This window comes from Phenylobacterium sp. (assembly GCF_041916435.1).
In the GTDB taxonomy this organism is placed as follows: Bacteria; Pseudomonadota; Alphaproteobacteria; order Caulobacterales; family Caulobacteraceae; genus Phenylobacterium.
In genome coordinates this window covers 184,011-204,212 of the sequence record NZ_JAYRZM010000002.1, presented here as the reverse complement: position 1 = coordinate 204,212, position 20,202 = coordinate 184,011, and the positions used below count along the sequence as shown (strand labels likewise).

The 20,202-nt window shown below is 69.9% G+C and carries 18 protein-coding genes; 7 read left to right on the top strand and 11 right to left on the bottom strand.

Annotation, left to right across the window (positions count from 1 at the left end; all coding sequences use genetic code 11):
• Nucleotides 1-20 precede the first annotated feature (20 nt).
• On the bottom strand, nt 21-1,022 hold the full coding sequence (locus ACE3TA_RS05890; RefSeq protein WP_374571499.1) for a retropepsin-like aspartic protease: 1,002 nt from the start codon (nt 1,020-1,022) through the stop codon (nt 21-23).
• Nucleotides 1,023-1,142: 120 nt separating this feature from the next.
• Between ACE3TA_RS05890 and ACE3TA_RS05885 the strand changes: the two genes are divergently transcribed.
• The 4 genes from ACE3TA_RS05885 to ACE3TA_RS05870 all read left to right on the top strand — a co-directional run bounded on the left by ACE3TA_RS05885 (nt 1,143) and on the right by ACE3TA_RS05870 (nt 3,952).
• A complete protein-coding gene (locus tag ACE3TA_RS05885) occupies nt 1,143-2,183 on the top strand; it encodes a hypothetical protein (protein WP_374571497.1) in 1,041 nt (346 codons plus the stop codon).
• Entirely contained in the window at nt 2,173-3,042 is an 870-nt protein-coding gene (locus tag ACE3TA_RS05880) for a prolyl hydroxylase family protein (RefSeq protein ID WP_374571495.1), read from the top strand. Before ACE3TA_RS05885 ends, ACE3TA_RS05880 begins: the two co-directional genes overlap by 11 nt.
• Before the next feature lie 63 nt (nt 3,043-3,105).
• Nucleotides 3,106-3,396 (top strand): hypothetical protein, encoded by a 291-nt coding sequence (locus tag ACE3TA_RS05875; RefSeq protein WP_374571493.1) that lies wholly within the window; start codon nt 3,106-3,108, stop codon nt 3,394-3,396.
• 22 nt (nt 3,397-3,418) lie between these two features.
• The gene (locus ACE3TA_RS05870) at nt 3,419-3,952 is read left to right on the top strand and encodes a hypothetical protein (RefSeq protein WP_374571490.1); all 534 of its coding nucleotides are present in this window, start codon (nt 3,419-3,421) and stop codon (nt 3,950-3,952) included.
• A 9-nt stretch (nt 3,953-3,961) separates the two neighbouring features.
• Here ACE3TA_RS05870 and ACE3TA_RS05865 read toward each other — a convergent pair whose 3' ends face one another.
• From ACE3TA_RS05865 to oppB, 6 genes are all read right to left on the bottom strand, one after another.
• The gene (locus ACE3TA_RS05865) at nt 3,962-5,587 is read right to left on the bottom strand and encodes a sulfotransferase (protein ID WP_374571488.1); all 1,626 of its coding nucleotides are present in this window, start codon (nt 5,585-5,587) and stop codon (nt 3,962-3,964) included.
• Nucleotides 5,584-6,252, bottom strand: a complete 669-nt coding sequence (locus ACE3TA_RS05860; RefSeq protein ID WP_374571486.1) for a Fe2+-dependent dioxygenase — start codon at nt 6,250-6,252, stop codon at nt 5,584-5,586. Before ACE3TA_RS05860 ends, ACE3TA_RS05865 begins: the two co-directional genes overlap by 4 nt.
• 118 nt (nt 6,253-6,370) lie before the next feature.
• Complete coding sequence (locus ACE3TA_RS05855; RefSeq protein WP_374571484.1) at nt 6,371-9,364, bottom strand: TonB-dependent receptor domain-containing protein; 2,994 nt, start codon at nt 9,362-9,364, stop codon at nt 6,371-6,373.
• Nucleotides 9,365-9,578: 214 nt separating this feature from the next.
• On the bottom strand, nt 9,579-11,225 hold the full coding sequence (locus ACE3TA_RS05850) for a peptide ABC transporter substrate-binding protein (RefSeq protein ID WP_374571482.1): 1,647 nt from the start codon (nt 11,223-11,225) through the stop codon (nt 9,579-9,581).
• A 22-nt stretch (nt 11,226-11,247) separates the two neighbouring features.
• Nucleotides 11,248-12,159 (bottom strand): ABC transporter permease, encoded by a 912-nt coding sequence (locus ACE3TA_RS05845; protein ID WP_374571480.1) that lies wholly within the window; start codon nt 12,157-12,159, stop codon nt 11,248-11,250.
• Nucleotides 12,156-13,076, bottom strand: a complete 921-nt coding sequence (gene oppB, locus ACE3TA_RS05840) for an oligopeptide ABC transporter permease OppB (protein ID WP_374571478.1) — start codon at nt 13,074-13,076, stop codon at nt 12,156-12,158. Before oppB ends, ACE3TA_RS05845 begins: the two co-directional genes overlap by 4 nt.
• 107 nt (nt 13,077-13,183) lie before the next feature.
• Between oppB and ACE3TA_RS05835 the strand changes: the two genes are divergently transcribed.
• The gene (locus ACE3TA_RS05835; RefSeq protein ID WP_374571476.1) at nt 13,184-13,591 is read left to right on the top strand and encodes a TIGR01244 family sulfur transferase; all 408 of its coding nucleotides are present in this window, start codon (nt 13,184-13,186) and stop codon (nt 13,589-13,591) included.
• A 10-nt stretch (nt 13,592-13,601) separates the two neighbouring features.
• On the opposite strand, the gene ACE3TA_RS05830 is transcribed toward ACE3TA_RS05835, so the two are convergent.
• The gene (locus tag ACE3TA_RS05830; protein ID WP_374571474.1) at nt 13,602-13,754 is read right to left on the bottom strand and encodes a hypothetical protein; all 153 of its coding nucleotides are present in this window, start codon (nt 13,752-13,754) and stop codon (nt 13,602-13,604) included.
• Between the two features lie 66 nt (nt 13,755-13,820).
• On the opposite strand from ACE3TA_RS05830, the gene ACE3TA_RS05825 reads away from it, so the two are divergent.
• Nucleotides 13,821-14,720: an MBL fold metallo-hydrolase gene (locus tag ACE3TA_RS05825; protein ID WP_374571472.1), complete on the top strand. Its 900-nt coding sequence runs from the start codon at nt 13,821-13,823 to the stop codon at nt 14,718-14,720.
• A gap of 1 nt (nt 14,721) precedes the next feature.
• On the opposite strand, the gene ACE3TA_RS05820 is transcribed toward ACE3TA_RS05825, so the two are convergent.
• Nucleotides 14,722-16,887, bottom strand: coding sequence for a long-chain-fatty-acid--CoA ligase (locus ACE3TA_RS05820; RefSeq protein WP_374571470.1), 2,166 nt, complete (start codon nt 16,885-16,887; stop codon nt 14,722-14,724).
• A 306-nt stretch (nt 16,888-17,193) separates the two neighbouring features.
• On the opposite strand from ACE3TA_RS05820, the gene ACE3TA_RS05815 reads away from it, so the two are divergent.
• Complete coding sequence (locus tag ACE3TA_RS05815; RefSeq protein WP_374571468.1) at nt 17,194-18,285, top strand: 3-deoxy-7-phosphoheptulonate synthase; 1,092 nt, start codon at nt 17,194-17,196, stop codon at nt 18,283-18,285.
• A 191-nt stretch (nt 18,286-18,476) separates the two neighbouring features.
• On the opposite strand, the gene ACE3TA_RS05810 is transcribed toward ACE3TA_RS05815, so the two are convergent.
• Both ACE3TA_RS05810 and ACE3TA_RS05805 read right to left on the bottom strand, forming a co-directional pair.
• On the bottom strand, nt 18,477-18,725 hold the full coding sequence (locus ACE3TA_RS05810; protein WP_374571466.1) for a DUF3297 family protein: 249 nt from the start codon (nt 18,723-18,725) through the stop codon (nt 18,477-18,479).
• A gap of 64 nt (nt 18,726-18,789) precedes the next feature.
• Nucleotides 18,790-20,169, bottom strand: a complete 1,380-nt coding sequence (locus tag ACE3TA_RS05805) for an MFS transporter (protein WP_374571464.1) — start codon at nt 20,167-20,169, stop codon at nt 18,790-18,792.
• Nucleotides 20,170-20,202: the final 33 nt, after the last annotated feature.

The following is a 20,202-nucleotide window of genomic DNA, read 5'->3' as shown; positions in this document are numbered from 1 at the left end:
ACGCCGTTGGGCGGCGGGGATCAGCCGCCGCCCGAGCCGCGCGAGCCGGCGCGCCGGACCAGTTCGTTCGGCGGCTCGGCGGGCCAGAAGGTGATCAGCTTGCGGCCGAAGTCGAAGGCCACGCTGGAGAAGCGCCGCAGGGTGTCGACGCCGATCAGCATGGCCGGGTGCTCCTGCAGGCCCCACAGCGTGAAGATGTGCAGGTCCGAGAAGGCGACCAGCGGCGCCTCGAAGGTCTGACGGGCGATCCTGAAGCTCGGCAGGGCGGCGAAGTCGGCCGGGGCGTGCTGGCCGGTGGCGCTGATCAGCTCGGAGCGGATCGCCTTGCCCGCCAGGCGCGGATGATCGGCGAAGGCGGCCCGGCGCAGGGCGCTGTTGCCCACGGTCACCTGGGAGCCGGAATCCAGGAAGGCGATCACCGGCACGCCGGCGGCCTCCACATCCAGCAGCAGGAGCTGGCCGGAGCGGTAGCGCGCCGGCACGGTGACCGGATCGCGCGGGCTGGACAGGCGCGAGTTGCGCCCGCGGGCCAGTTCGGCGAACGGATCGGTGGCCGAGGGAATGATCGAGAAGGTCTGGTCGTCGAAGTCCAGCTTCACGCGCCGGCTGCGCATCATGTCGATGCCGAGGATGCCGTCTGCGCCCAGCCGCGCGCCGGCCACCACCGGCAGGCGCAGGCCCGAGGAGATCACCGAGCCCACCCGCAGCCGGCGCACCCGCACCAGGGGCGCGGGCTCGGCGCTGATGATGCCGTGCACTTGGGCCGTGCCGGCGGCCTCGAAGCCGCAGCGGGCGGCGACCTCGGTGGCCACCACGGTGCGGTTGGAGCCGGTGTCCACCACGAAGGCGAAGGGGCCCTCGGCGTCGAGATAGACCGGCACGGTCAGGCGAAGGGCGTGGTCGAAGGCGGTCTCGAGGAAGGCGCCGCCGTCGATCGACGGAAGCGGCGGTCCCTGCGGCGACGCCGCGTCCTGGGCCGACGAACGCCCGGGCCGCGCGATCAAGGCTGCGATCGCGCCCATGGTCGTCCGCCTTGACCAGGCTGTTGTCATGAAAACACAGTAGGACTCCGCTCCGCATCCGGAAAGCCGTATCCATGCGGGCGGACCTGGCCGGCGACCGGCCTTCCGCGTGGAGACTTCATGACCGCAACGAGCCTGGCCACGCGGCTGCGCGCCTCGCCGGAGCTGTTTCCCCTCGATCTGGAGATCGGCGAGGCGGCGGCGCTGATCGAGCTGAACCCGGTGGACTACGAGCGGGCGAGCTTCCTGGACGCGCGGATGCAGCGGCCGACCGTGGCCCGCCTGCCCTACCCCGAACTGGCCGCGGCCGCCGAGGGCCTGCCGGTCGCCTGCGACTACATCTTCCACGTGGGCCATGTGGGCTCGACGCTGATGTCGCGGGTGCTGGGAACGCACCCGGCGGTCTTCTCGCTGCGCGAGCCGCAGGTGCTGCGCACGCTCGCCCAGGCCGAGGCGCTGGGCGCCTGGACGCCGCAGCTGCTGGACGCGCGGCTGAACGTCTTCCTGGCGCTGTTGTCGCGCACCTGGACGCCGGCGCGGCGCGCGACGATCAAGGCCACCAGCCTGGTGAGCGAGCTGGCCGGGCGGCTGCTCGACCAGCAGCCGGGCGCGCGGGCGCTGATGATGACCGCCGCGCCGGCCGTCTATCTGGCGACGATCCTGGGCGGGCCGAACTCGCGTCAGGAGCTGGCGCTGGCCGCGCCGGGGCGGCTGGCGCGGCTGAACCGGCGGCTCGGCGGGCCGCGCTGGCGGCTGGAGGCCCTGTCGGAGGGGGAGCTGGCGGCGATGAGCTGGGCCTGCGAGATGAGCGCGCTGGGCGCCGCCGCCGGCCGGAACGGCGAGCGCTGCGCCTGGATCGACTTCGACCGCTTCCTGGCCGACCCGCGCGCGGGCCTGAGCCGGGCGCTCACAGCCCTGCACGGGCGCGCCGATCCCGCCCAGGTCGAGGCCATGGCCCGCTCGCCCTATTTCGAGCGCTACTCCAAGGCCCCGGAATACGGCTACAGCCCGGCCCTGCGGCGCGAGGTGCTGGCCGCCGCCGAGCGGGACCACGGCGGCGAGATCCGCCGGGGCCTGGCCTGGCTGGAGGCGGCGGCGCGCACGGAGACCCCGCTCGCCGAGATTCTTTCCACCGCGGAGGCGCTGTCCCATGTCGCCTGAAGACCTGGCCGAGGTGCGCCGCAGGGCCGGCGCCGACGATCCGCAGGCCCTGGCCATGGCCGCCGTGCTGGCCGGCCTGGGCGCCGGCGAGCCGCAAAGCTGGCCCGCCGCGATCCAGCGGCTGACCCGCGCGGCCGAACTCGGGCTGGAGAGCGCCCGGGGGCAGCTCGCCGTGCTGGCCAACGCCGCGCCGGACGCCGGCGCCGACTGGACCGGCCTGGCGCGGACGATCGACATGGGCCGCTGGCTGGCGCCGCCGCCGAAGGAGCGGCTGTCGCGCGATCCGCGCATCTCCCGCTCGCCGGGCTTCCTGGCGCCGCAGGTCTGCGACTGGCTGATCGAGCGGGCGCGCGGGCGGGTGACCCAGGCCAAGGTGTTCGATCCGGCCGGCGACGGCGGACGCACCGAGGCCGGGCGCACCAACAGCGCCTTCGAACTGGCGCTGGAGGACCTGGACCTGGTGACGGTCATGGCCCGCACGCGGATCGCCGTGGCCGTGGGCGTGCCGCCGGGCGCGCTGGAGCCGATCCAGGTGCTGCACTACGCGCCGGGCCAGCGGTTCACGCGCCACTTCGACTACCTGGACCCGACGGTGCCCGGCTACGCCGCCGACGTGGCCCGGCGCGGCCAGCGCATGGCGACCTTCCTGGTCTACCTCAACGCCGAATTCGAGGGCGGCGAGACCGACTTCCCGCTGGTGGGGCTGAAGTTCAAGGGCGCGCCCGGCGAGGCGCTGATGTTCGCCAACGTCGACATGACCGGCGCTCCGGACCGGCGCACGCTGCACGAGGGCCTGCCGCCGGCGTCGGGGGAGAAATGGCTGCTGTCACAGTGGATTCGCGACCGCGCGGCGGCGTGACCCACCTTGTGCCCGACAGACCGAGCCCCTAAGTTCGCGGTAAAGTAGAAGGAGTTTCCTTTCATGTTGTTGGCTTTCCTGGCCGTGCTGGCCGCCGGCACGCCCGCCGAAACCTCCACCTCCACCGCAACCGCCGCTGCAACCGCCGAGGCGCCCGCCGCGGCCGCAGCCGCGCAACAGACCGCGTCGGCCGACACCAAGAAGCCGGAGATGGTGTGTCACCAGGAAGAAGTGACCGGCTCGCGCTTCACCAAGAAGGTCTGCCGCAGCAAGGCTGACATCGAGTCGGAGAAGGCCGATGATCAGCAAGCCCTGCGCAACATGCAGCGTATGACCGGGCCGCGCGGCAACTAAGCGCGCAAGAACGAGGACTTCGATGCGATCGGCGGACGCCGCGGCGACGGCCGTGCTCCTTTCCGTCCTTCTGGCGGCCGGCTCGGCCGCGGCGAAGGACAACGACACGGCCAAGCACGCGGCCGCCTTCCAGGCGGTGCTGGACTGCCGCGGTGTGAGCGACGACGCCCAGCGGCTCGCCTGCTACGACGCGGCCGCCGCGAAGATGGGCGAAGCCGAGAGCCACGGGGACATCGTGGTGATCGATCGCGCCCAGGCCAGCGCCGCCCACCGCGAAGCCTTCGGCCTGCACGTGCCGAGCCTGGACTTCGTGACCAAGGCGCTGAAGCCGGAAGAGGTCGACCGCGTCGACGGAATCGTGGACAAGGCCAGGGCCGACCAGAACGGCCGCTGGACCTTCGAGCTGAAGGACGGGGCGGTCTGGCGGCAAATCTCCGGCGACCTGCTGCGCCCGCCGAAGTCGGGCTCGAAGGTGGAGATCCGCAAGGGAACGCTGGGCAGCTTCCTGATGAACGTGGACGGGCAACCTTCGATCAAGGTTCACCGCGACCAGTGATTCTCGCGTTTATTCAGCGGGATATCCGAAGGCTTTGACCCAGGGTTCGAGGATCGGCTTGATCACGTCGATGGTGTCGCCGTAGCCGCGCCAGCGCGCGAGGCTCTCCTTGTAAAGCCCGCGGCGGACCTGGTCGGCGCTGGGCGTGCGGATGTCGCGCCGGTTCGCGGTCTCCACGAAATTGCGCATGTTGGCGTCCCACGGCAGGCCGACGAAGGCGCAGATCGCCTGGGTCTCGGCGTCCAGGTTCTCCACCAGGTCCTCGTGGCGGTGGATGTGGACCGGCAAGGTCAGCTTTTCGCTGTAGATCTCGGCGAGCCGCATGACCGCCGAATAGACCTCGGCCGCCCGCTTCAGATCGGTGAGCTCCACCGTGATCGGGTTGGGCCGGAAGCGGTGGCGGAAGCAGCTCACCACCACGTCGCGCGGATCGCGGCGGGCGAACAGGATCTTGGCCCGCGGGAACAGCTTGGCGATAAACGGCAGGTAGATCGTGTGCAGCGGCAGCTTGTCGACGAACACCTTGCCCCTGGGCTCCACGTCGAACTCACGCACGCGCTTCCAGTAGAGCTCGCGCCAGCGGTCGGCCTCGGCCTCGTCGATGGCGGCCAGCCGGTCGAGCGCGGCGTCGTGGCCGATGAACTCCATGATGAAGTCGTCGAGGGTGGGCTTTTCCTCCAGCGCCACCATCTGCGGGTGGCTGGCGAGGATCTGCTCGAGCAGGGTGGTGCCGGACCGGGCGAAGCCCACGAGGAAGACGTGGCCCTCCTCGCCGCCGAAACGGCTGGTCTCCGGCGCGGGACGCCAGGCCTCGGCCGGCGCGGCCTCGAAATAGCGGATGAAGCGGCGGCACAGGTCCAGGCCGAGCTCGGGCGCGTTCAGCGCCTTGACCTGGACCTCATGCAACCCGCGGTTGGCCTCGATATAGGCGGCCATCGCCTCGCGCGGGCGGCCGAGCGCCTCCAGCGCGTCGGCCTTGATGTTGAGCGCGCCGGACAGGTGCAGGCGCGTGAGGCGCCCGCCGGAGATGAGCCGCGAGACCCGCGCCTCGGCCGCGGCGGCGTCGCCCTCGGCGAGTTCGGCCGCGGCGAGGGCCAGGGAGGCCGCCGGCTGGCCGGGCTCCAGGGCCAGGGCGCGCTCGGCCAGCTTGCGCGCGCTTTCCCAGTCCTTCTCCTCGGCGGCCAGGGCGGCGAGCGCGCCGACCGGCTCGGGGAAGCCGGGATCGAGTTCGGCCGCCCGCTGCTGGGCGAGCTTGGCCGCCGACTTGTCGCCGAGGCCGGCGAGCGCCAGGCCGCGCCCGTTGTGCGCCTGGGCGAAGTTCGGGTCGATGAACAGCGCCTGCTCGAACGCCTGGAGCGCCTCGGCCGGCCGGTTGGTCTTGGACAGACACACGCCGATGCTGTTGAGCACGAACTGGTCGTCGGGCGACAGCCGCCGCGCGCGCTCCAGCACCTGGAGCGCCTCCTCGGGCTTGTCCTCCAGCTCCAGCTTGTAGGCCACCAGGTTCAGGACGGAGGGATGCTCCAGGCCCTGGGCGTAGGCCTGCTCGGCCAGGCGGATGGCCAGGTCCATGTTGCGCGCGCTGACGGCGGCGTGCACCTGGTCCACGCTCACGCGGGGCTGGGTGTTGTTCACTTGGACACGCTCCACATCCGGCGAAGATTGGTGCGCACGTGCTGGAGGCGGATGCGGTTCTCCCAGCTCATGTTGTTTCCTTCCAGCGCCGCGACCTCGTCGAGGTCGTAGAGCAACTCGCGCAGGGCCGGATCGGCGATCTGGCTCTCGATGAAGGTGATGCCCACCAGGCGCTGGCCGGAAGTGACGGGGGTGACCTCGTGCAGGGTGGTGGATGGATAGACCACCGCCGCGCCGGGCTTCAGCTTGAACTCCACGGCGCGCGAGCCGAGGTGGACCGCCAGGGCGCCGCCCTCGTAGCTGTCGGGGTCGTTGAGGAAGATGGTGCAGGACACGTCCGAGCGCAGCTGGCGCGAGCCGAGCTGGATCATCGCCGAGTCCGAGTGCGGCCCGTACTTCATGCCTGGCTCGTAGCGGGCGAGCAGCGGCGGGGCCATCACGCCGGGGAAGGCGAAGTTGCGGAAGGCCTCGTTGCGCTGCAGCGCCTGGGCCATCAGCCGCGAGGACGCCGCATAGGCGTCGTCGGCGTGGTCGATCTGCAGGTTGTCCTTAACCGACGAGTGCGGGCTGGTGATGCGCCCATCGACGAACCGCGCCTTTTCCGCCCAGCCGCGAAGTTGCGCGACCTCGTTGGCGGTCAGGACGTCTTCAATCTCGAGAAACATCGCTCATCCGGGCTCGTGAGGATGCGTAACACCGGCCGCATGACCGGACAACGCACGCCCCGTGACGAAAACGGCGGGCCTTTCGGCCCGCCGTTCCCAACTCTCGCTCGAAGCGATCTTAGAAGTCGGCGGTGAGGCCGATGAAGATCGTCCGACCCAGGGAGTCGTAGGTCCCCGGATAGGTGTTGCCGTTGCCGTAGGGCGGGCCCGAAGCCGGGAAGCCCAGGGAGTCGAGCAGCGGCGGATCCTTGTCGAACACGTTGTTCACGCCGCCACGCAGGGTGACGGTGTCGCGAACCTTCCAGGTGCCCGAGAGGTCGATGTAGTCGTAGCTCTTGATCTTGGCGTCCGGAATGTCGGTCCGGCCGAACGGGTCGGCGAGGAACGGATTGGACTCGTTCACGTCGAAGTCGACGCTGCTGAGGTGACGCCAATCCATCGACACGACGACCGGCCACGGCGTGGTCCAGGTGATCCGGAACTTGTGACGCCACTTCGGAATGGGACCGCCAGCCGCGATGCTGGAGCAGACCACCCCGTAGAGGCCGGCGCAGTCGAAGGTGCCGCCGCCCGTGGTCGGCTGCATTTCGTACTTGTCGGTGTAGGTGCCGATCAGGTTGAACGCCAGGCCGCCCCACTCGCCCATGCCGAGGTCGGAGAACGAGGTGCGGTAGTTGGCCTGAACGTCCACACCGGTGGTTTGCAGGTAGCCGGTGTTGATGTTGGTGGCGTCGATGTAGCCCGACAGGCCGAAGATGCCGCCCGTGGCCGGGTCGCGGTGGAAGGCGTTACAGGCGGAGGAGTTGCCGTTCACCAGGCAGTCGGTGAGCGTCAGCGCCGGATAGTTCGAGATCAGGTTGTCGACCTTGATGTTGAAGTAGTCGACCGACATGTCGAAGCCCGGCAGGAACCGCGGCCGCAGGATGAAGCCCACGGTGTAGGTGTCGGCCTGCTCGGCCTTCAGATCCGGGTTGCCGCCGAACAGCGCCGAGCACTGGGCCGCCGGGCATTGGATGATCGTGCCGTACTGGGCCGCGGTGACGCCGGAGGCCTCGCACGCGGTCAGGCTGGCGGCGGGGCTGGAGCCGGCGCACGGGTCGACGCCCGAGAACAGGCCCACGGCGCCCGGCGTGAACAGCTCCACCACGTTCGGCGCGCGCACCGCACGGTTGTAGCTGCCGCGGAACTTGACGTCGTCGATCGGCGTCCAGTTCATGCCCACCTTGTAGGTGTTGGTGGTGCCCACGGCCGTGCTGTAGTCCGAGAAGCGGTAGCCCAGCTCCAGGTTCAGGTCCTTCGCGAAGGGCTGGTCCTGAGCGATCGGGATACGGGCTTCGCCGAACAGGTCGTAGACGTCGAAGCTGCCCGAGTTGGACGGGGTCGGGCCGCCTTGGCCGGAGAGGTCGCCGGAGGCGAACTCTTCGTCGGTCAGCAGGGTGAGCTGTTCGCGGCGGTATTCGACGCCGAGAGCCACGCCGATGCCGTCAGTCGCGGTGGGCAGCTTCACGCCGTACTGGCCGAGGTCGCCGGTGACCGAGGCGCTGACGACGCGTTCGATCGTTTCACCCGACTTGAAGCCCTTGGCGAGCACGTAGTTCAGCATGTCCGGCGTCAGGCCGCCGAGCTGGAACAGGTTGATCGGCACGCAGCCGTCGGTGGAGCCGCTGGCGCATTCGCCGGTCGCCGGGTCGACGAGCAGGGCGTTCTGCACCTTACGGGTGGAGACGTCGTTGTTGTAGTGCTCGTTGTAGATGGTCGAGCCGTACTGCATATACGCGTCGTAGGACCAGCCGTCGGCCAGCTCGCCCTTGCCGCCGAGGACGAGGCGGTAGGACGTGTGCCGCAGGTCGTCCTGACGCGGATAGCCCGAGAAGCGGAAGCCGATGGTGGTCTGCTGGATCGCGGAGGTGCCGGCCGCGGCGCCGCAGATGGCGGTCGCCTGGGAGGCGCTCATCAGCGGGTTGTCGCAGTTGATGCCGAACGTGCTGGTGCCGTTCGGGCCGGTGCCTTGGAACAGGCCCGACGGAGCGATCTGCGCCACGGTGTGGTCGTCGGCGAACATGAAGTCGCTGTAGAGCTGCAGGTGCTCGTTGACGTCATAGTGGCCGAAGAAGCCCGCCGTGTAGCGGTCGTCCGGACGCTGGAAGTAGTTCAGCGGGGCGAAGTTGTAGGAGGCCGCGCCCGTGAACGGCACGAAGGACTGGCTGCCGTCCGGGTTGAGCGAGGCGCCCGACGCCGGGGTGTTGGCGTTGCGGAAGCGGCCGTAGGCGTTGTTCGACGAACCCAGGCACAGGTGGGTGTCGTAGATGCTCGGATCGGCGCTGTAGCTGGTCAGCACGGCGCACGAGGAGAAGTCGCGCTGGGACTGCAGCACCGGCTCGACGTGGCGATAGCCCAGGTAGCCGGTGAAGTTGCCGCGGCCGTCGGGGGCGTTGACGCCCATCACGAAGGTGATTTCCGAGATCTCGCCGTCCCGCACGTTCTCGCCGGGGGCGGCGACCGGGAAGTAGGCGTTCTTGATCAGGTTCTGGGCTTCACCGTTGTCGTTCTTGTGCTGGTAGAAGCCGTACTGGCCGTCGATCCGGATGCCTTCGAAGTCGCGGTTCATGACGAAGTTCACGACGCCGGAGATGGCGTCCGAACCGTACACGGCCGAGGCGCCGCCGGTCAGAACGTCCACGCGCTGCACCAGGGCGGCGGGGATGTTGTTCAAGTCGGCCGCGGGCAGCGACGGGTCGCCCGGCATCAGGCGGCGGCCGTCGATCAGCACCAGGGTGCGGACCGGGCCCAGGCCGCGGAGGTCGACCGTGGCGGTGCCGGTGGCGCCGTTGGACACGCCGCCGGCCTGGTTGCCGTTCACCTGCGGCAGGTTGTTGAGCAGGCTCTCGACGTTCGTCGTGCCCTGCAGCTTCAACTCCTGGTCGGTCAGCGCGGTGACCGGGCTGACGCTGGTCAGGTTCGGCGTCGGGATGCGCGTCCCGGTGACGACGATTTCGGAGACTTCGTTGCCGCTGCTCTGCGCCGCCGCTTGCGTGGCCGAGAGGCCAAGGATGGCCGCTCCGCAGATCATCGAGGAGGCCAGCAGGCGCTCCCGCATCGTTCGAATCTTCAAGGTCAGGATCCTCCAGCGGTCCGCCGGTCCGAGGGACGAAGGCGGAAAACCGCTCCCCACAAATGTTGCCCGGGCCGCTGAGCGACCCGGTTACGTAGGAGTTACGGGCGTTACCGAAGAGGGGTCAACGCACATTAACACCCTGCAACGTTGTAGACGCCGACCTGTCGCATTCTGGTCACAGATTGTGGCGCGCCCGGCGAAACGCGCACGTTTATTGCTTGGTCGACGGCGAGCCGGACGACGAAGCGGGGGCCTTTCGCAGGCACATGTAACGGATGCGATGGTGGTCGATGATGTTGTCGACCCATCCGTCGAGCGCCGGTGTGACAAGGTTTTTGCTGATGGCGAAATAGAGCGGCGCGACCGGCGCGTCGGCCTGCATGAGCTGTCCGGCCTGGGCCAGGTCGGCCGCGCGCTTCTTGGTGTCGGGCTCATTGTCGGCCTTGGCGAGCAGCGCGTCGTAGGCCGGGTTCTTGTAGTCGCCGTAGTTCTGCGCGCCCGTATCCGATTGCATCAGATAGAGAAAACTCATCGGATCGTTGTAATCGGCGATCCAGGCGGCGTCGGCGACCTGGAAGTCACGCGCGCGATACGAAGCGTAGGCGATCTGCACCTCGTTCTGCTCGAGCGCGGTCTCCACGCCGATTTCCCGCCAGTCGTTCTGGACCGAGGGCGTGTACAGCATCGGGTCGGGCGTGTTGCGGTGCTTGATGGTGATCTTCAGCGGATGGCCCGGGCCGTAGCCGGCCTCGGCCAGCAGCTTCCGGGCCTCGGCCTGGCGCTTCTCCAGCGGCCAGGCGGCCCAGGCCGGCGCCGGCGGCGCGGTGTAGTTGGCCACCCCCGGCGGGGTGAAGGTGTAGGCCGGCTTCTGGCCGCCGCGCAAAAGCTTGCCGGCGATGAAGTCGCGGTCGATGGCCATGTCCAGGGCCAGGCGCACGCGCTTGTCCTTCAGCGCCGGCACGTTGGCGTTGAACGCCAGATAGGTGACGCCCAGATAGGTGTTGGTGCGCACGTACTGGGGGATGCGCTCGCGCAAGTAGCCGATTCGGTTCGATTCGATGTCGGTGTTGACGTCCAGCTCGCCGCGCCGCACGCGCCGCTCGGCGCTGATCGAATCGGTGGTCGGGAAGAAGTCGACCCGGTCGATGCAGACGTTGGCGGCGTCGTAGAAGCGCGGGTTCTTCTCCACCGTGATGCGGTCGCCCAGGCGCCAGGACTTCAGCACGTAGGGCCCGTTGCCGACGTAGTGCTCCGGCTGGCTCCAGGCGTCGCCCCACTTCTCCACCACGTGCTTGGGCACCGGCAGCATGGTGTTGTGCTTGGCCAGCTCCAGCAGATAGGGCGCCGGGTGCTCCAGGCGGATCTCCAGCACCTTGGGCGAGACCGCGCGCACGCCGAGCGCTTCGGGCGCCGCCTTGCCCTCGTTCACCTGCTGGGCGTTCTTGATGAAGTAGAGCAGCGAGGCGTACTCGGCGGCCGTCTCCGGCTTGAGGATCCGCCGCAGCGAGAAGACGAAGTCGTCGGCGGTGACCGGCACGCCGTCCGACCAGAGCGCGTCGCGCAGGTAGAAGGTCCAGGTGAGCCCGTCGGGACTGACGGTCCAGCGCTCGGCCATGCCCGGCACCGGCTCGCCCGCGGGGCTGTCGGTGGTCAGGCCCATCAGCACTTCCTGCAGGATGCGGTCCTCCCAGGTGCCGGTGGTCTTGTGCGGATCGAGCGAGACCGGCTCGGCGCCGTTGCCGTACTCCAGGCAGACCTTGCCCGCCGGACAAGGCGCGCGCACCGCCGCCTGGGGCCCGCAGCCGGCGGCGGCGAGGCAGACGAGCGCGGCCAGGCTCAGTTTCACCGAACGGAACATGTGACGACGCCCCTTCCCCGCCCTAGCGGTCCTTGGGGTCGATGGCGTCGCGCAGGCCATCGCCGATGAAGTTGAAGCAGACCAGCGTCACCACCATGGTCACCGACGGGAAGACCAGGAGCCACCAAGCCAGCTCCATGTTCTGGGCGCCGTTGGCGATCAGCACGCCGAGCGAGGCCATCGGCGGCTGTACGCCCAGGCCCAGGAAGCTGAGGAAGCTCTCGGCCAGGATCACCGCCGGGATGGTCAGGGTGACGTAGACCACCACCGGGCCCAACAGATTGGGCACGATGTGGCGCAGGATGATCGCCCCGCGCCCGAGGCCGGCGGCGCGGGCGGCCTCGATGAACTCCTTCTGCTTCAGCGAAAGGGTCTGACCGCGCACGATCCGCGACATGGTCAGCCACTCCACGGCCCCGATCGCGATGAAGATCAGGACGATGTTGGAGCCGAAGGTGACCATCAGCAGGATCACGAAGAAGATGAAGGGCAGCGAGTAGAGCACGTCGACGACGCGCATCATCACCTCGTCCACCCGCCCGCCGACATAGCCGGCCACCGCCCCCCAGGCGACGCCGATGACCAGGGAGACGGTGGTCGCCACCAGGCCGATGGCGAGGGACACGCGAAGGCCGATCAGCAGGCGCGCCAGGAGGTCCCGCCCCAGGGAATCGGCGCCCAGGAGGTGGCCGGCGACGAGCGGCGGGGCCCACACGTCGTTCTTGTTGATCTCGTCGTAGGCGTAGGGCGTCAGGTAGGGGCCGACCACGGCGGCGACCACCAGGATCGCCAGCACCACCATGCCGGCCACGGCGGCGCGGTTGCGCAGCAGCCGGCGGCGCGCGTCGTCCCACAGGCTGCGGCCCTTGGCCAGCTTCTCCATGGCCTCCGCGCCGCGGCGCGATCCGGGGACCAGCATGTCGGCGCCGCTCACGCCAGCCTCACGCGCGGATCGAGCGCCGCGTAGAGCAGGTCGGCGATCAGGTTCAGGGCCAGGATCAGGGCCGCGTAGAAGATCACCATGCCCATCACCACGGTGTAGTCGCGCTGCAGGGCGCTGATGACGAAGAACTTGCCGAGCCCCGGCAGGTTGAAGATCTTTTCCACCACCAGCGAGCCGGTGAGCAGGCCCGCGCAGGCCGGCCCCAGGTAGGAGACCAGCGGCAGGATCGCCGCCCTCAGGGCGTGTCGGGTGACGATGCGGTGCTCGGGCAGGCCCTTGGCGCGGGCGGTGCGCACGTAGTTGGACCGCAGCACCTCGATCATGCCGGCGCGGGTGAGCCGCGAGATGATCGCCACCTGCGGCAGGGCCAGGACGATCACCGGCAGCACGTAGGCGCGCACGCCCCCGCTCAGCCCGGCGGTCGGGAACCAGCCGAGCCAGGAGCCGAAGGTGAGCACCAGGAGCGGCGCGGTGACGAAGGTGGGGATGCAGACCCCCAGGATCGCCACGGTCATCACGGCGTAGTCGGTGGACTTGTTCTGTCGGAGCGCCGCCAGCACCCCCAGGCTGACGCCGATCACGCCGGCCAGGACGATCGCCGCCAGGCCGAGGCGCAGGCTGACGCCGTAGTTCTCGGCCAGGATCTCCAGGACGGTCTTGTCCTTGTACTTCAGGGAGGGGCCGAAATCGCCGTGGGCCACGTCCTTCAGGTAGTCGGCGTACTGGACGACCAGCGGCCGATCCATGCCGTACTTGGCCATCACGTTCTTCTCGATCTCGGGCGGCAGCTTGCGGTCGGTGTCGAACGGACTGCCCGGGGCGGCCCGCATCATGAAGAAAGCGACCGTGACGACGAGAAACAGCGTGGGCAGCGCCACCAACAGGCGGCGGCCGATGAAACGCAACATATGCGGCTCGCAAGCAGGCGACTTTTGACGGCCGGGCGTTGCGAAACTTCCACCAGCCCCCGATGATGTCAAACAACGCCCGGTTCGGGCGGCAGCCATTGCGACCCATGACCGATTTCCGACGCGTCACAGACCAGCTTTCCGTCAGCCCGCAAATCAGCGTCGCCGACGTGGCCGAGGCCGCCCGCCAAGGCTTCAAGACCGTGATCAACAACCGCCCCGACGGCGAGGAGCCGGCCCAGCCGGCCGCCGCCGAGATCGAGGCCGCGGCCAGGGCGCTGGGCCTGGCCTACGCCTACATCCCCGTGCGCGGCGGCCCGACGCGCGAGCAGGTCGAGGCGCAGGCGAGCTTCATCGCGGGGGCCGAAGGGCCGGTCCTGGCGTTCTGCCGCTCAGGCACGCGCTCAATCGTCACCTGGTCGCTCGGCCAAGCGATGAGCGGCGAGCGCGGGCGCGAGGAGCTGGTGAAGCTGGGCGCGGCGGCGGGCTACGACCTGTCGGGCGTCCTGCCCTGAGCGTTCCGGCTCATTGCGCGGCGGCGATGGCCACGCGCACGGCGGCCGGCGCGGGCGCGGGCTCGCGATGGGCCACGAAGAGCTGCGCCGCGGCGAGACAGATCAGGGCGAACGCCACGCGCTGAAGCCGTTTTGAAACAAAAATCGCCGCGTCCAGACCCAAAGCCGCCCCCAAATCCCTAGATGGGGGCCTGGACGGCAACAAAGGCGCCGCAGGAGGCCAGGAAGCATGATCCCCTTCGTCCGCGACTTTCAGTTCGAGTACGGCCGCTGCGACCAGGTCTCGCCGCTGATCCGCCGGGTGGTGGCCGACAACCCCGGCCCGTTCACCTTCACCGGCACGGGCACCTACATCGTCGGCCAGGGCCAGGTGGCGGTGATCGACCCCGGCCCGGACGATCCGGCCCACCTGGAGGCGATCCTGAGGGCGGTGGACGGCGAGACGGTGAGCCACATCCTGATCACCCACCACCACGTCGACCACTCGCCGCTGGCCGGCGCGCTGAAGGCCGCCACCGGCGCGCCGATCTACGGATGCCCCGTGGCCTCCAGGCCGGACGCCGCCGATTCGGCGATCCGCACCGAGGCCGGGTCGGACGTGGACTTCCAGCCGGACGTGAGCGTCTGCGAGGGCGCGACGATCCAGGGCCGGGGCTGGACGATGGAGGCGATCCCGACGCCGGGGCACACCTCCAACCACATCTGCTACGCCCTGGCCGAGGAGAACGCCCTGTTCTCGGGCGACCACATCATGGGCTGGTCGACCACGGTGATCACCCCGCCGGACGGCGACATGGCGGCCTATTTCGCCAGCCTGGACAAGGTGCGGGCGCGGGGCTTCGCGCGGCTGTGGCCGACCCACGGCCCGCCGGTGGACGACGTCGACGGCTTCATCGGCGCCTATATCGCCCATCGCCGCGCGCGCGAGGCCCAGGTGCTGAAGGCCGTCGGCGAGGGGCTGGCGACGATCGGCCAGATGGTGCCGGTGCTCTACGCCGAGGTGGACCCCCGGCTGCACCCGGCCGCCTCCCGCTCGGTGCTGGCCCACCTGATCGACCTGACCCAGCGCGGGGTGGTGACGGCCGAGGGCGGCGCGGGCCCCGACAGCGTCTATCGGCTGGCGGGCTGAGCTAGACCCCGAACGGCGGGCTGGTGACGCCGGAGGCGCGCATCAGAAGATAGGCGCCGAAGGTGGCGACGGTGACGGCGAGCGCCAGGGCCGCCTTGCCGCGCAGGGGTTCAAAGCCGGTCAGCAGGGCCAGGACCGCGCCGGTCACGCCGGTGGCGACGCTGAGCAGGGCCGTGCGCGCCGCCCAGTCCAGGGCGACGAAGCCGAAGCCGCGGGTCCAGTCGGTCCATCCGGCGGCGACGGCGATCATGCCCGCGCCGATCAGCACCGAGGGCGTCAGCGCCAGGATCACCGCCACGGCCAGGAAGGCGCCGGCCGCATGGCGCGCGCGCCGGCGCCCGACGACGGACGACGGCGCGGGCGGCGGCGGGGCCGGCTCAGCCGCGGGACGGACCCGCGGCGCTTCCGGAAAAGGGAGGCCGGCTTCCGCCGAGGCCTCCTTTTCGCTGGAGAGGGCGGACGCGGCCGGGAAGGCTCCCGGCTCGGGCGCATAGAGCCTGGGATCCGGCGCGGCCGACAGGGCCTGGGCCGGCGCGGGCGCGGCGGTGGGCAGGACGTAGTCCTTCATGCGCTCGCGGATCAGCTTCTTGTCGATCTTGCCGGTGGCGCCGAGCGGAATCTCCTCGACGAAGACCACGTCGTCCGGGGTCCACCACTTGGCGATCTTGCCCTCCAGGAACTTCAGGAACTCGTCCTTGGTGGCTTCTTCGCCGGGCTTGAGCTTGACCAGCAGCACCGGCCGCTCGTCCCACTTGGGGTGGGCCGCGCCGATCACCGCGGCGAGTTCGGCCTTGGGATGGCCGACCGCGATGTTCTCGATCTCGATGGAGCTGATCCACTCGCCGCCGGACTTGATCACGTCCTTGGAGCGGTCGGTGATCTGCATGTAGCCGTACTCGTCGATGGTGGCCACGTCGCCGGTGTCGAAGAAGCCCTCCTCGTCGAGGATCTCGCCGCCGTCGCCCTTGAAGTACTCGCCCACCACGAACGGCCCGCGCACCTTCAGCTTGCCGTAGGTGGTCCCGTCGTGCGGCAGGCGCTCGCCCTCGTCGTTGGTGAGCTTCAGTTCGATGCCCACGGGCGGGCGGCCCTGCTTGAGGGTGAAGCGGAGCTGCGCCTCGGCGTCCATGGCCGCGATCTTGGCCGAGGGGTTGGCCAGGGTGCCGAGCGGCGAGGTCTCGGTCATGCCCCAGGCGTGGGTGACCGACACGCCGTATTCGTCGCGGAAGCCGCGCACGATCGCCTCGGGCACGGCCGAGCCGCCGATGACGACGCGCTTGAGGGTGGTCAGCTCGCCCTTGGTTTCACGCAGGTGCGTCAGCAGCATCTGCCAGACGGTGGGCACGGCGGCGGAGAAGGTGACGCCCTCGGTCTCCAGCAGTTCGTGCACCGAGGCGCCGTCCAGCTTGGAGCCCGGCATCACCAGCTTGGCGCCCACGGCCGGGGCCGAGAAGGTGATGCCCCAGGCGTTGGCGTGGAACATGGGCACCACCGGCAGCACCACGTCGCGGGCGCTGAGGCCCATCACGTCCGAGCCCAGGGTGACCAGGGTGTGCAGGAAGTTGGAGCGGTGCGAGTAGAGCACGCCCTTGGGATTGCCCGTGGTGCCGGAGGTGTAGCAGAGGCCCGCGGCGGTGTTCTCGTCGAAGCCGCCCCAGGCGCACTCGGGGCCGTTCTCCTCGACCAGGGTCTCGAAGCACAGGGCGTCGGGCAGCTCGACGCCGGCCATGTGCGCCTGGTCGGTCATCACCACGAACTTCTCGACCTTGGGCATCTTGGCCCGGTTCTCCAGCAGCGTCGGCAGGAAGGTCAGGTCGGTGAAGATGATCTTATCTTCGGCGTGGTTGACGATGTAGCAGAGCTGGTCGGCGAACAGCCGCGGGTTCAGCGTGTGGCAGACCGCGCCGATGCCCATGATGGCGTACCAGGCCTCCATGTGGCGCCCGCCGTTCCAGGCCAGGGTGGCGACCCGGTCGCCCGGCTTCACGCCCAGCGCCAGGAGCGCGTTGGACAGCCGCTTGGCGCGCTCGTGGAGCTGGCCGTAGGTGGTGCGGACGATCGGCCCCTCGACCGAGCGGCTGACCACCTCGCGGTCCCCGTGCCAGGCCTTGGCGTGGTCCAGGATCCGGTCCACCGTCAAAGGCCAGTCCTGCATCAAGCCCTGCATCTTACGCGTCTCCCAAGAAGCTCTGTTTTCGACTTGTCCCTAGGGTAGATTCCCGCGCGGGCATAGGCAACGAAACGCACCCGCGCGGCGCAGGGACGTGACATCGGCGCGGCTTTCGGTTATCGAGGCCGGCGATGACCCTCTCCGCCTGCCAATATTCGTTTTGGTATTTTGGCTATCCGATGCCGCTGGCGGAGGAAGGGGTTCGTTCGAGCTGACCGCAAGGTCCAAGACAGACACCCGACAGCCGCCAGTCACGCTGGCGGCTTTTTCGTCTCCGGCGTGGCTCCCGAAAGGAGCAAGATCATGCCGACCCAGACCGACGACCTGAGAATCCGAGAGCTGCGCGAGCTCTCCACCCCCGCCGAGGTGATCGCCGAGCGGCCGCGCTCCGACGCGGCCGGCGAGACCGTGGCCGCCGCCCGGCAGGCCGTGCACGAGATCCTGCGCGGCGAGGACGACCGCCTGGTGGTGGTGGTCGGCCCCTGCTCGGTGCACGACGTGGGCGCGGCGCTGGACTACGCGCGGCGGCTGAAGGCCGAGCGCGAGCGGCTTGCCGGCGACCTGGAGATCATCATGCGCGTCTACTTCGAAAAGCCGCGCACCACGGTGGGCTGGAAGGGCCTGATCAACGACCCGCACCTGGACGGCAGCTTCGCCATCGACGAGGGCCTGCGCATGGCGCGCAACCTCCTGGCCGACGTCAACGAGATGGGCCTGCCGGCGGGCTGCGAGTTCCTGGACATGGTCACCCCGCAGTACATCGCCGACCTGGTCGGCTGGGGCGCGATCGGCGCGCGCACCACCGAGAGCCAGGTGCACCGGGAGCTGGCCTCTGGCCTTTCCTGCCCGATCGGCTTCAAGAACGGCACGGACGGCAACGTCGCCATCGCGGTGGACGCCATCAAGGCCTCCAGCCAGCCGCACCATTTCATGGCGGTGACCAAGGACGGGCGCACGGCGATCGCCTCGACCACCGGCAACGAGGACTGCCACGTGGTGCTGCGCGGCGGCACGGTTCCCAACTACGACGCCGACGGGGTGGAGACGGCCGCCGCGGCCCTGGCCAAGGCCGGCCTGCCGCAGCGGCTGATGATCGACGCCAGCCACGCCAACAGCCGCAAGGACCCGGCCAACCAGCCCAAGGTGATCGACGACGTCGCCGCCCAGGTGGCCGGCGGCGAGGACCGCATCTTCGGGGTGATGGTCGAAAGCCATCTCGTGGCCGGCCGCCAGGACCTGAAGCCCGGCCAGCCGCTGGTCTACGGCCAGAGCATCACCGACGGCTGCATCGACTGGGAGACGACCGTCACCGTGCTCGACCGCCTGGCCGAGGCGGTGCGCGCCCGCCGCGCCAGCACGGTGGTGAGCCGCGCGGTCGAGGCGGCGGTGGGCTGAGCGGCGGCTGCGGCAGGTTCTGCTGATGCTCCCCCGCTGGGGGAGCTGTCGGCGAAGCCGACTGAGGGGGACTTTCGACTCACCCGCGCTCGGACCACGACCGATCAGTCATGGTCCCCCTCAGGCCCTTCGGGCCAGCTCCCCCAGAGGGGGAGCATCTGGGCGGCGGGCCGACGCTGGCCGCCGGGAGCTCAGTCCTCGTCGGGGTCGCGGAAGTAGGGCTCGACCGGGCCCTGGAGCTTGACGGTCATGGACTTGCCGCGGCGGTCGACGGTCTTGCCGACGGCCAGGCGGACCCAGCCTTCGCTGACGCAGTATTCATCGACGTTGGTCTTCTCCACGCCCTTGAAGCGCACGCCGACGCCGCGCTCCAGCACGGACGCGTCGTAGTAGGGGCTGTCGGGATCGGTGGACAGGCGGTCGGGGGGAACGTCGCTCATGGCCTTCGCCTCGGCTGCGGGGGAAAGGGCGCCCTGTTACCCCCGTCCGCGCCCGGCGCCAACGTCAGGCCCCCTCCCCGACCCGCGCCGAGGCGTCGCGGGCGTCGAGTTCGGCGCGGATCACCGCGTGGCGATGGGCGTCCAGCCGCCAGCCGATCATGCAGGCGCCGCCCAGCAGCACGAAGACGATGGGCCCGGCCAGGAACACCATCTCCAGGCCGTGGACGGCGCGCGGGGTGTTCACCGCCCCCACCGAGGCGTCGTAGCCGAACCAGGCCAAGAGCGGGAACGTCAGGCCGATGGCGAAGGCCGGCGACAGCTTGGTGGCCAGACTGTTGAGGGCGAACAGCAGGCTCATCTGCTCCTTGCCGTGGTCCAGGCGGACCTCGTCGCCCACGTCGGCCAGCATGGCCCGCAGCATCAGGTCGAAGCCGGAGGCCATGAAGCCGCACCAGAACATGGTGGGCGCGCCGGCCCACATCTCGCCCTTGGGCACGGCGAGCACGGTGAACAGGCCCAGGGCGTAGGCCGTGGTAGTCATCATCAGCGTGCGGTGCTTGCCCAGGCGGCGGGAGACCCGGCCGGTGATCGGCGCGCCCAGCACGCCCGCGGCCAGGTAGATCGCCAGGAGGATCGAGGACTGGCCCTCGGTCAGCCCCCGCGAGTCGCGGAAGAAGAACAGGTAGAGCGCGCTCATCCAGTTGGGGCCGAGCGACAGGGAGAGCTGGGCCAAGAACAGGCGCACCTGGTTGGGGTGGACCAGCACCTTCACGACGTCGGCCGCCGAATAACCGCGCCTGCGCGGATCGCCGAGCGGGCGGTCGGGGGTGAACAGCACCGCGACGGCGACCGCCGCCGGGGTGGTCGCCAGCAGCAGCCACCCCATCGCCGGGGCGATCTGCGCCTCCGAGAGGCCGAGCGAAGGGGCGACGATCGGGATCGTCAGGACGGTCATGGCGCCGGCCACGCCCACCGCCGAGAGCACGCTGTAGACCCGCGAGCGGTCATGGTAGTCGACCGCCACGCTCGCCCCCCAGGCCGACTGCGCCAGGCCGAGCATGGAGACGCCCAGGTAGATGGCCAGGAGCCAGACGATCAGATAGGCCGAGCCGACCCCCGGCCGGGCCATGAAGAGCTGGAAGACCGCGGCCATCAGGATCGGCGCGCCGGCGAGCATCCAGGGCCGGTAACGGCCGATCGGCGTGTGGACGGCGTCCATGGCCAGGCCCAGCACCAGGTCCACGCCCACGTCGAGGAAGCGCACCGTGGCCCAGGCCGCGCCGACCACCGCCAGGGGCACGGCCAGGTGCGAGGCCATGTGCGGCGGCAGGTAGACCAGCATCGCCACCGAGATCGCCGTCAGCGGGAACGAGGAGGCGGCGAAGGCGAAGGTGCGCGGCCAGGAAAGACGCCCGACGGCGGCCGCGCGCGCTGGTTCTGTCACTGCGGCTCCTCCCCTCTGCCCGCCAGGCGGGCA

What these genes read in the sequence shown, in the direction of transcription:
- ACE3TA_RS05890 (WP_374571499.1), bottom strand. Translation starts at nt 1,022, where the DNA reads ATGGGCGCGATCGCAGCCTTGATCGCGCGGCCCGGGCGTTCGTCGGCC.
- ACE3TA_RS05885 (WP_374571497.1), top strand. Translation starts at nt 1,143, where the DNA reads ATGACCGCAACGAGCCTGGCCACGCGGCTGCGCGCCTCGCCGGAGCTG.
- ACE3TA_RS05880 (WP_374571495.1), top strand. Translation starts at nt 2,173, where the DNA reads ATGTCGCCTGAAGACCTGGCCGAGGTGCGCCGCAGGGCCGGCGCCGAC.
- ACE3TA_RS05875 (WP_374571493.1), top strand. Translation starts at nt 3,106, where the DNA reads ATGTTGTTGGCTTTCCTGGCCGTGCTGGCCGCCGGCACGCCCGCCGAA.
- ACE3TA_RS05870 (WP_374571490.1), top strand. Translation starts at nt 3,419, where the DNA reads ATGCGATCGGCGGACGCCGCGGCGACGGCCGTGCTCCTTTCCGTCCTT.
- ACE3TA_RS05860 (WP_374571486.1), bottom strand. Translation starts at nt 6,252, where the DNA reads ATGTTTCTCGAGATTGAAGACGTCCTGACCGCCAACGAGGTCGCGCAA.
- ACE3TA_RS05850 (WP_374571482.1), bottom strand. Translation starts at nt 11,225, where the DNA reads ATGTTCCGTTCGGTGAAACTGAGCCTGGCCGCGCTCGTCTGCCTCGCC.
- oppB (WP_374571478.1), bottom strand. Translation starts at nt 13,076, where the DNA reads ATGTTGCGTTTCATCGGCCGCCGCCTGTTGGTGGCGCTGCCCACGCTG.
- ACE3TA_RS05835 (WP_374571476.1), top strand. Translation starts at nt 13,184, where the DNA reads ATGACCGATTTCCGACGCGTCACAGACCAGCTTTCCGTCAGCCCGCAA.
- ACE3TA_RS05825 (WP_374571472.1), top strand. Translation starts at nt 13,821, where the DNA reads ATGATCCCCTTCGTCCGCGACTTTCAGTTCGAGTACGGCCGCTGCGAC.
- ACE3TA_RS05820 (WP_374571470.1), bottom strand. Translation starts at nt 16,887, where the DNA reads ATGCAGGGCTTGATGCAGGACTGGCCTTTGACGGTGGACCGGATCCTG.
- ACE3TA_RS05815 (WP_374571468.1), top strand. Translation starts at nt 17,194, where the DNA reads ATGCCGACCCAGACCGACGACCTGAGAATCCGAGAGCTGCGCGAGCTC.
- ACE3TA_RS05810 (WP_374571466.1), bottom strand. Translation starts at nt 18,725, where the DNA reads ATGAGCGACGTTCCCCCCGACCGCCTGTCCACCGATCCCGACAGCCCC.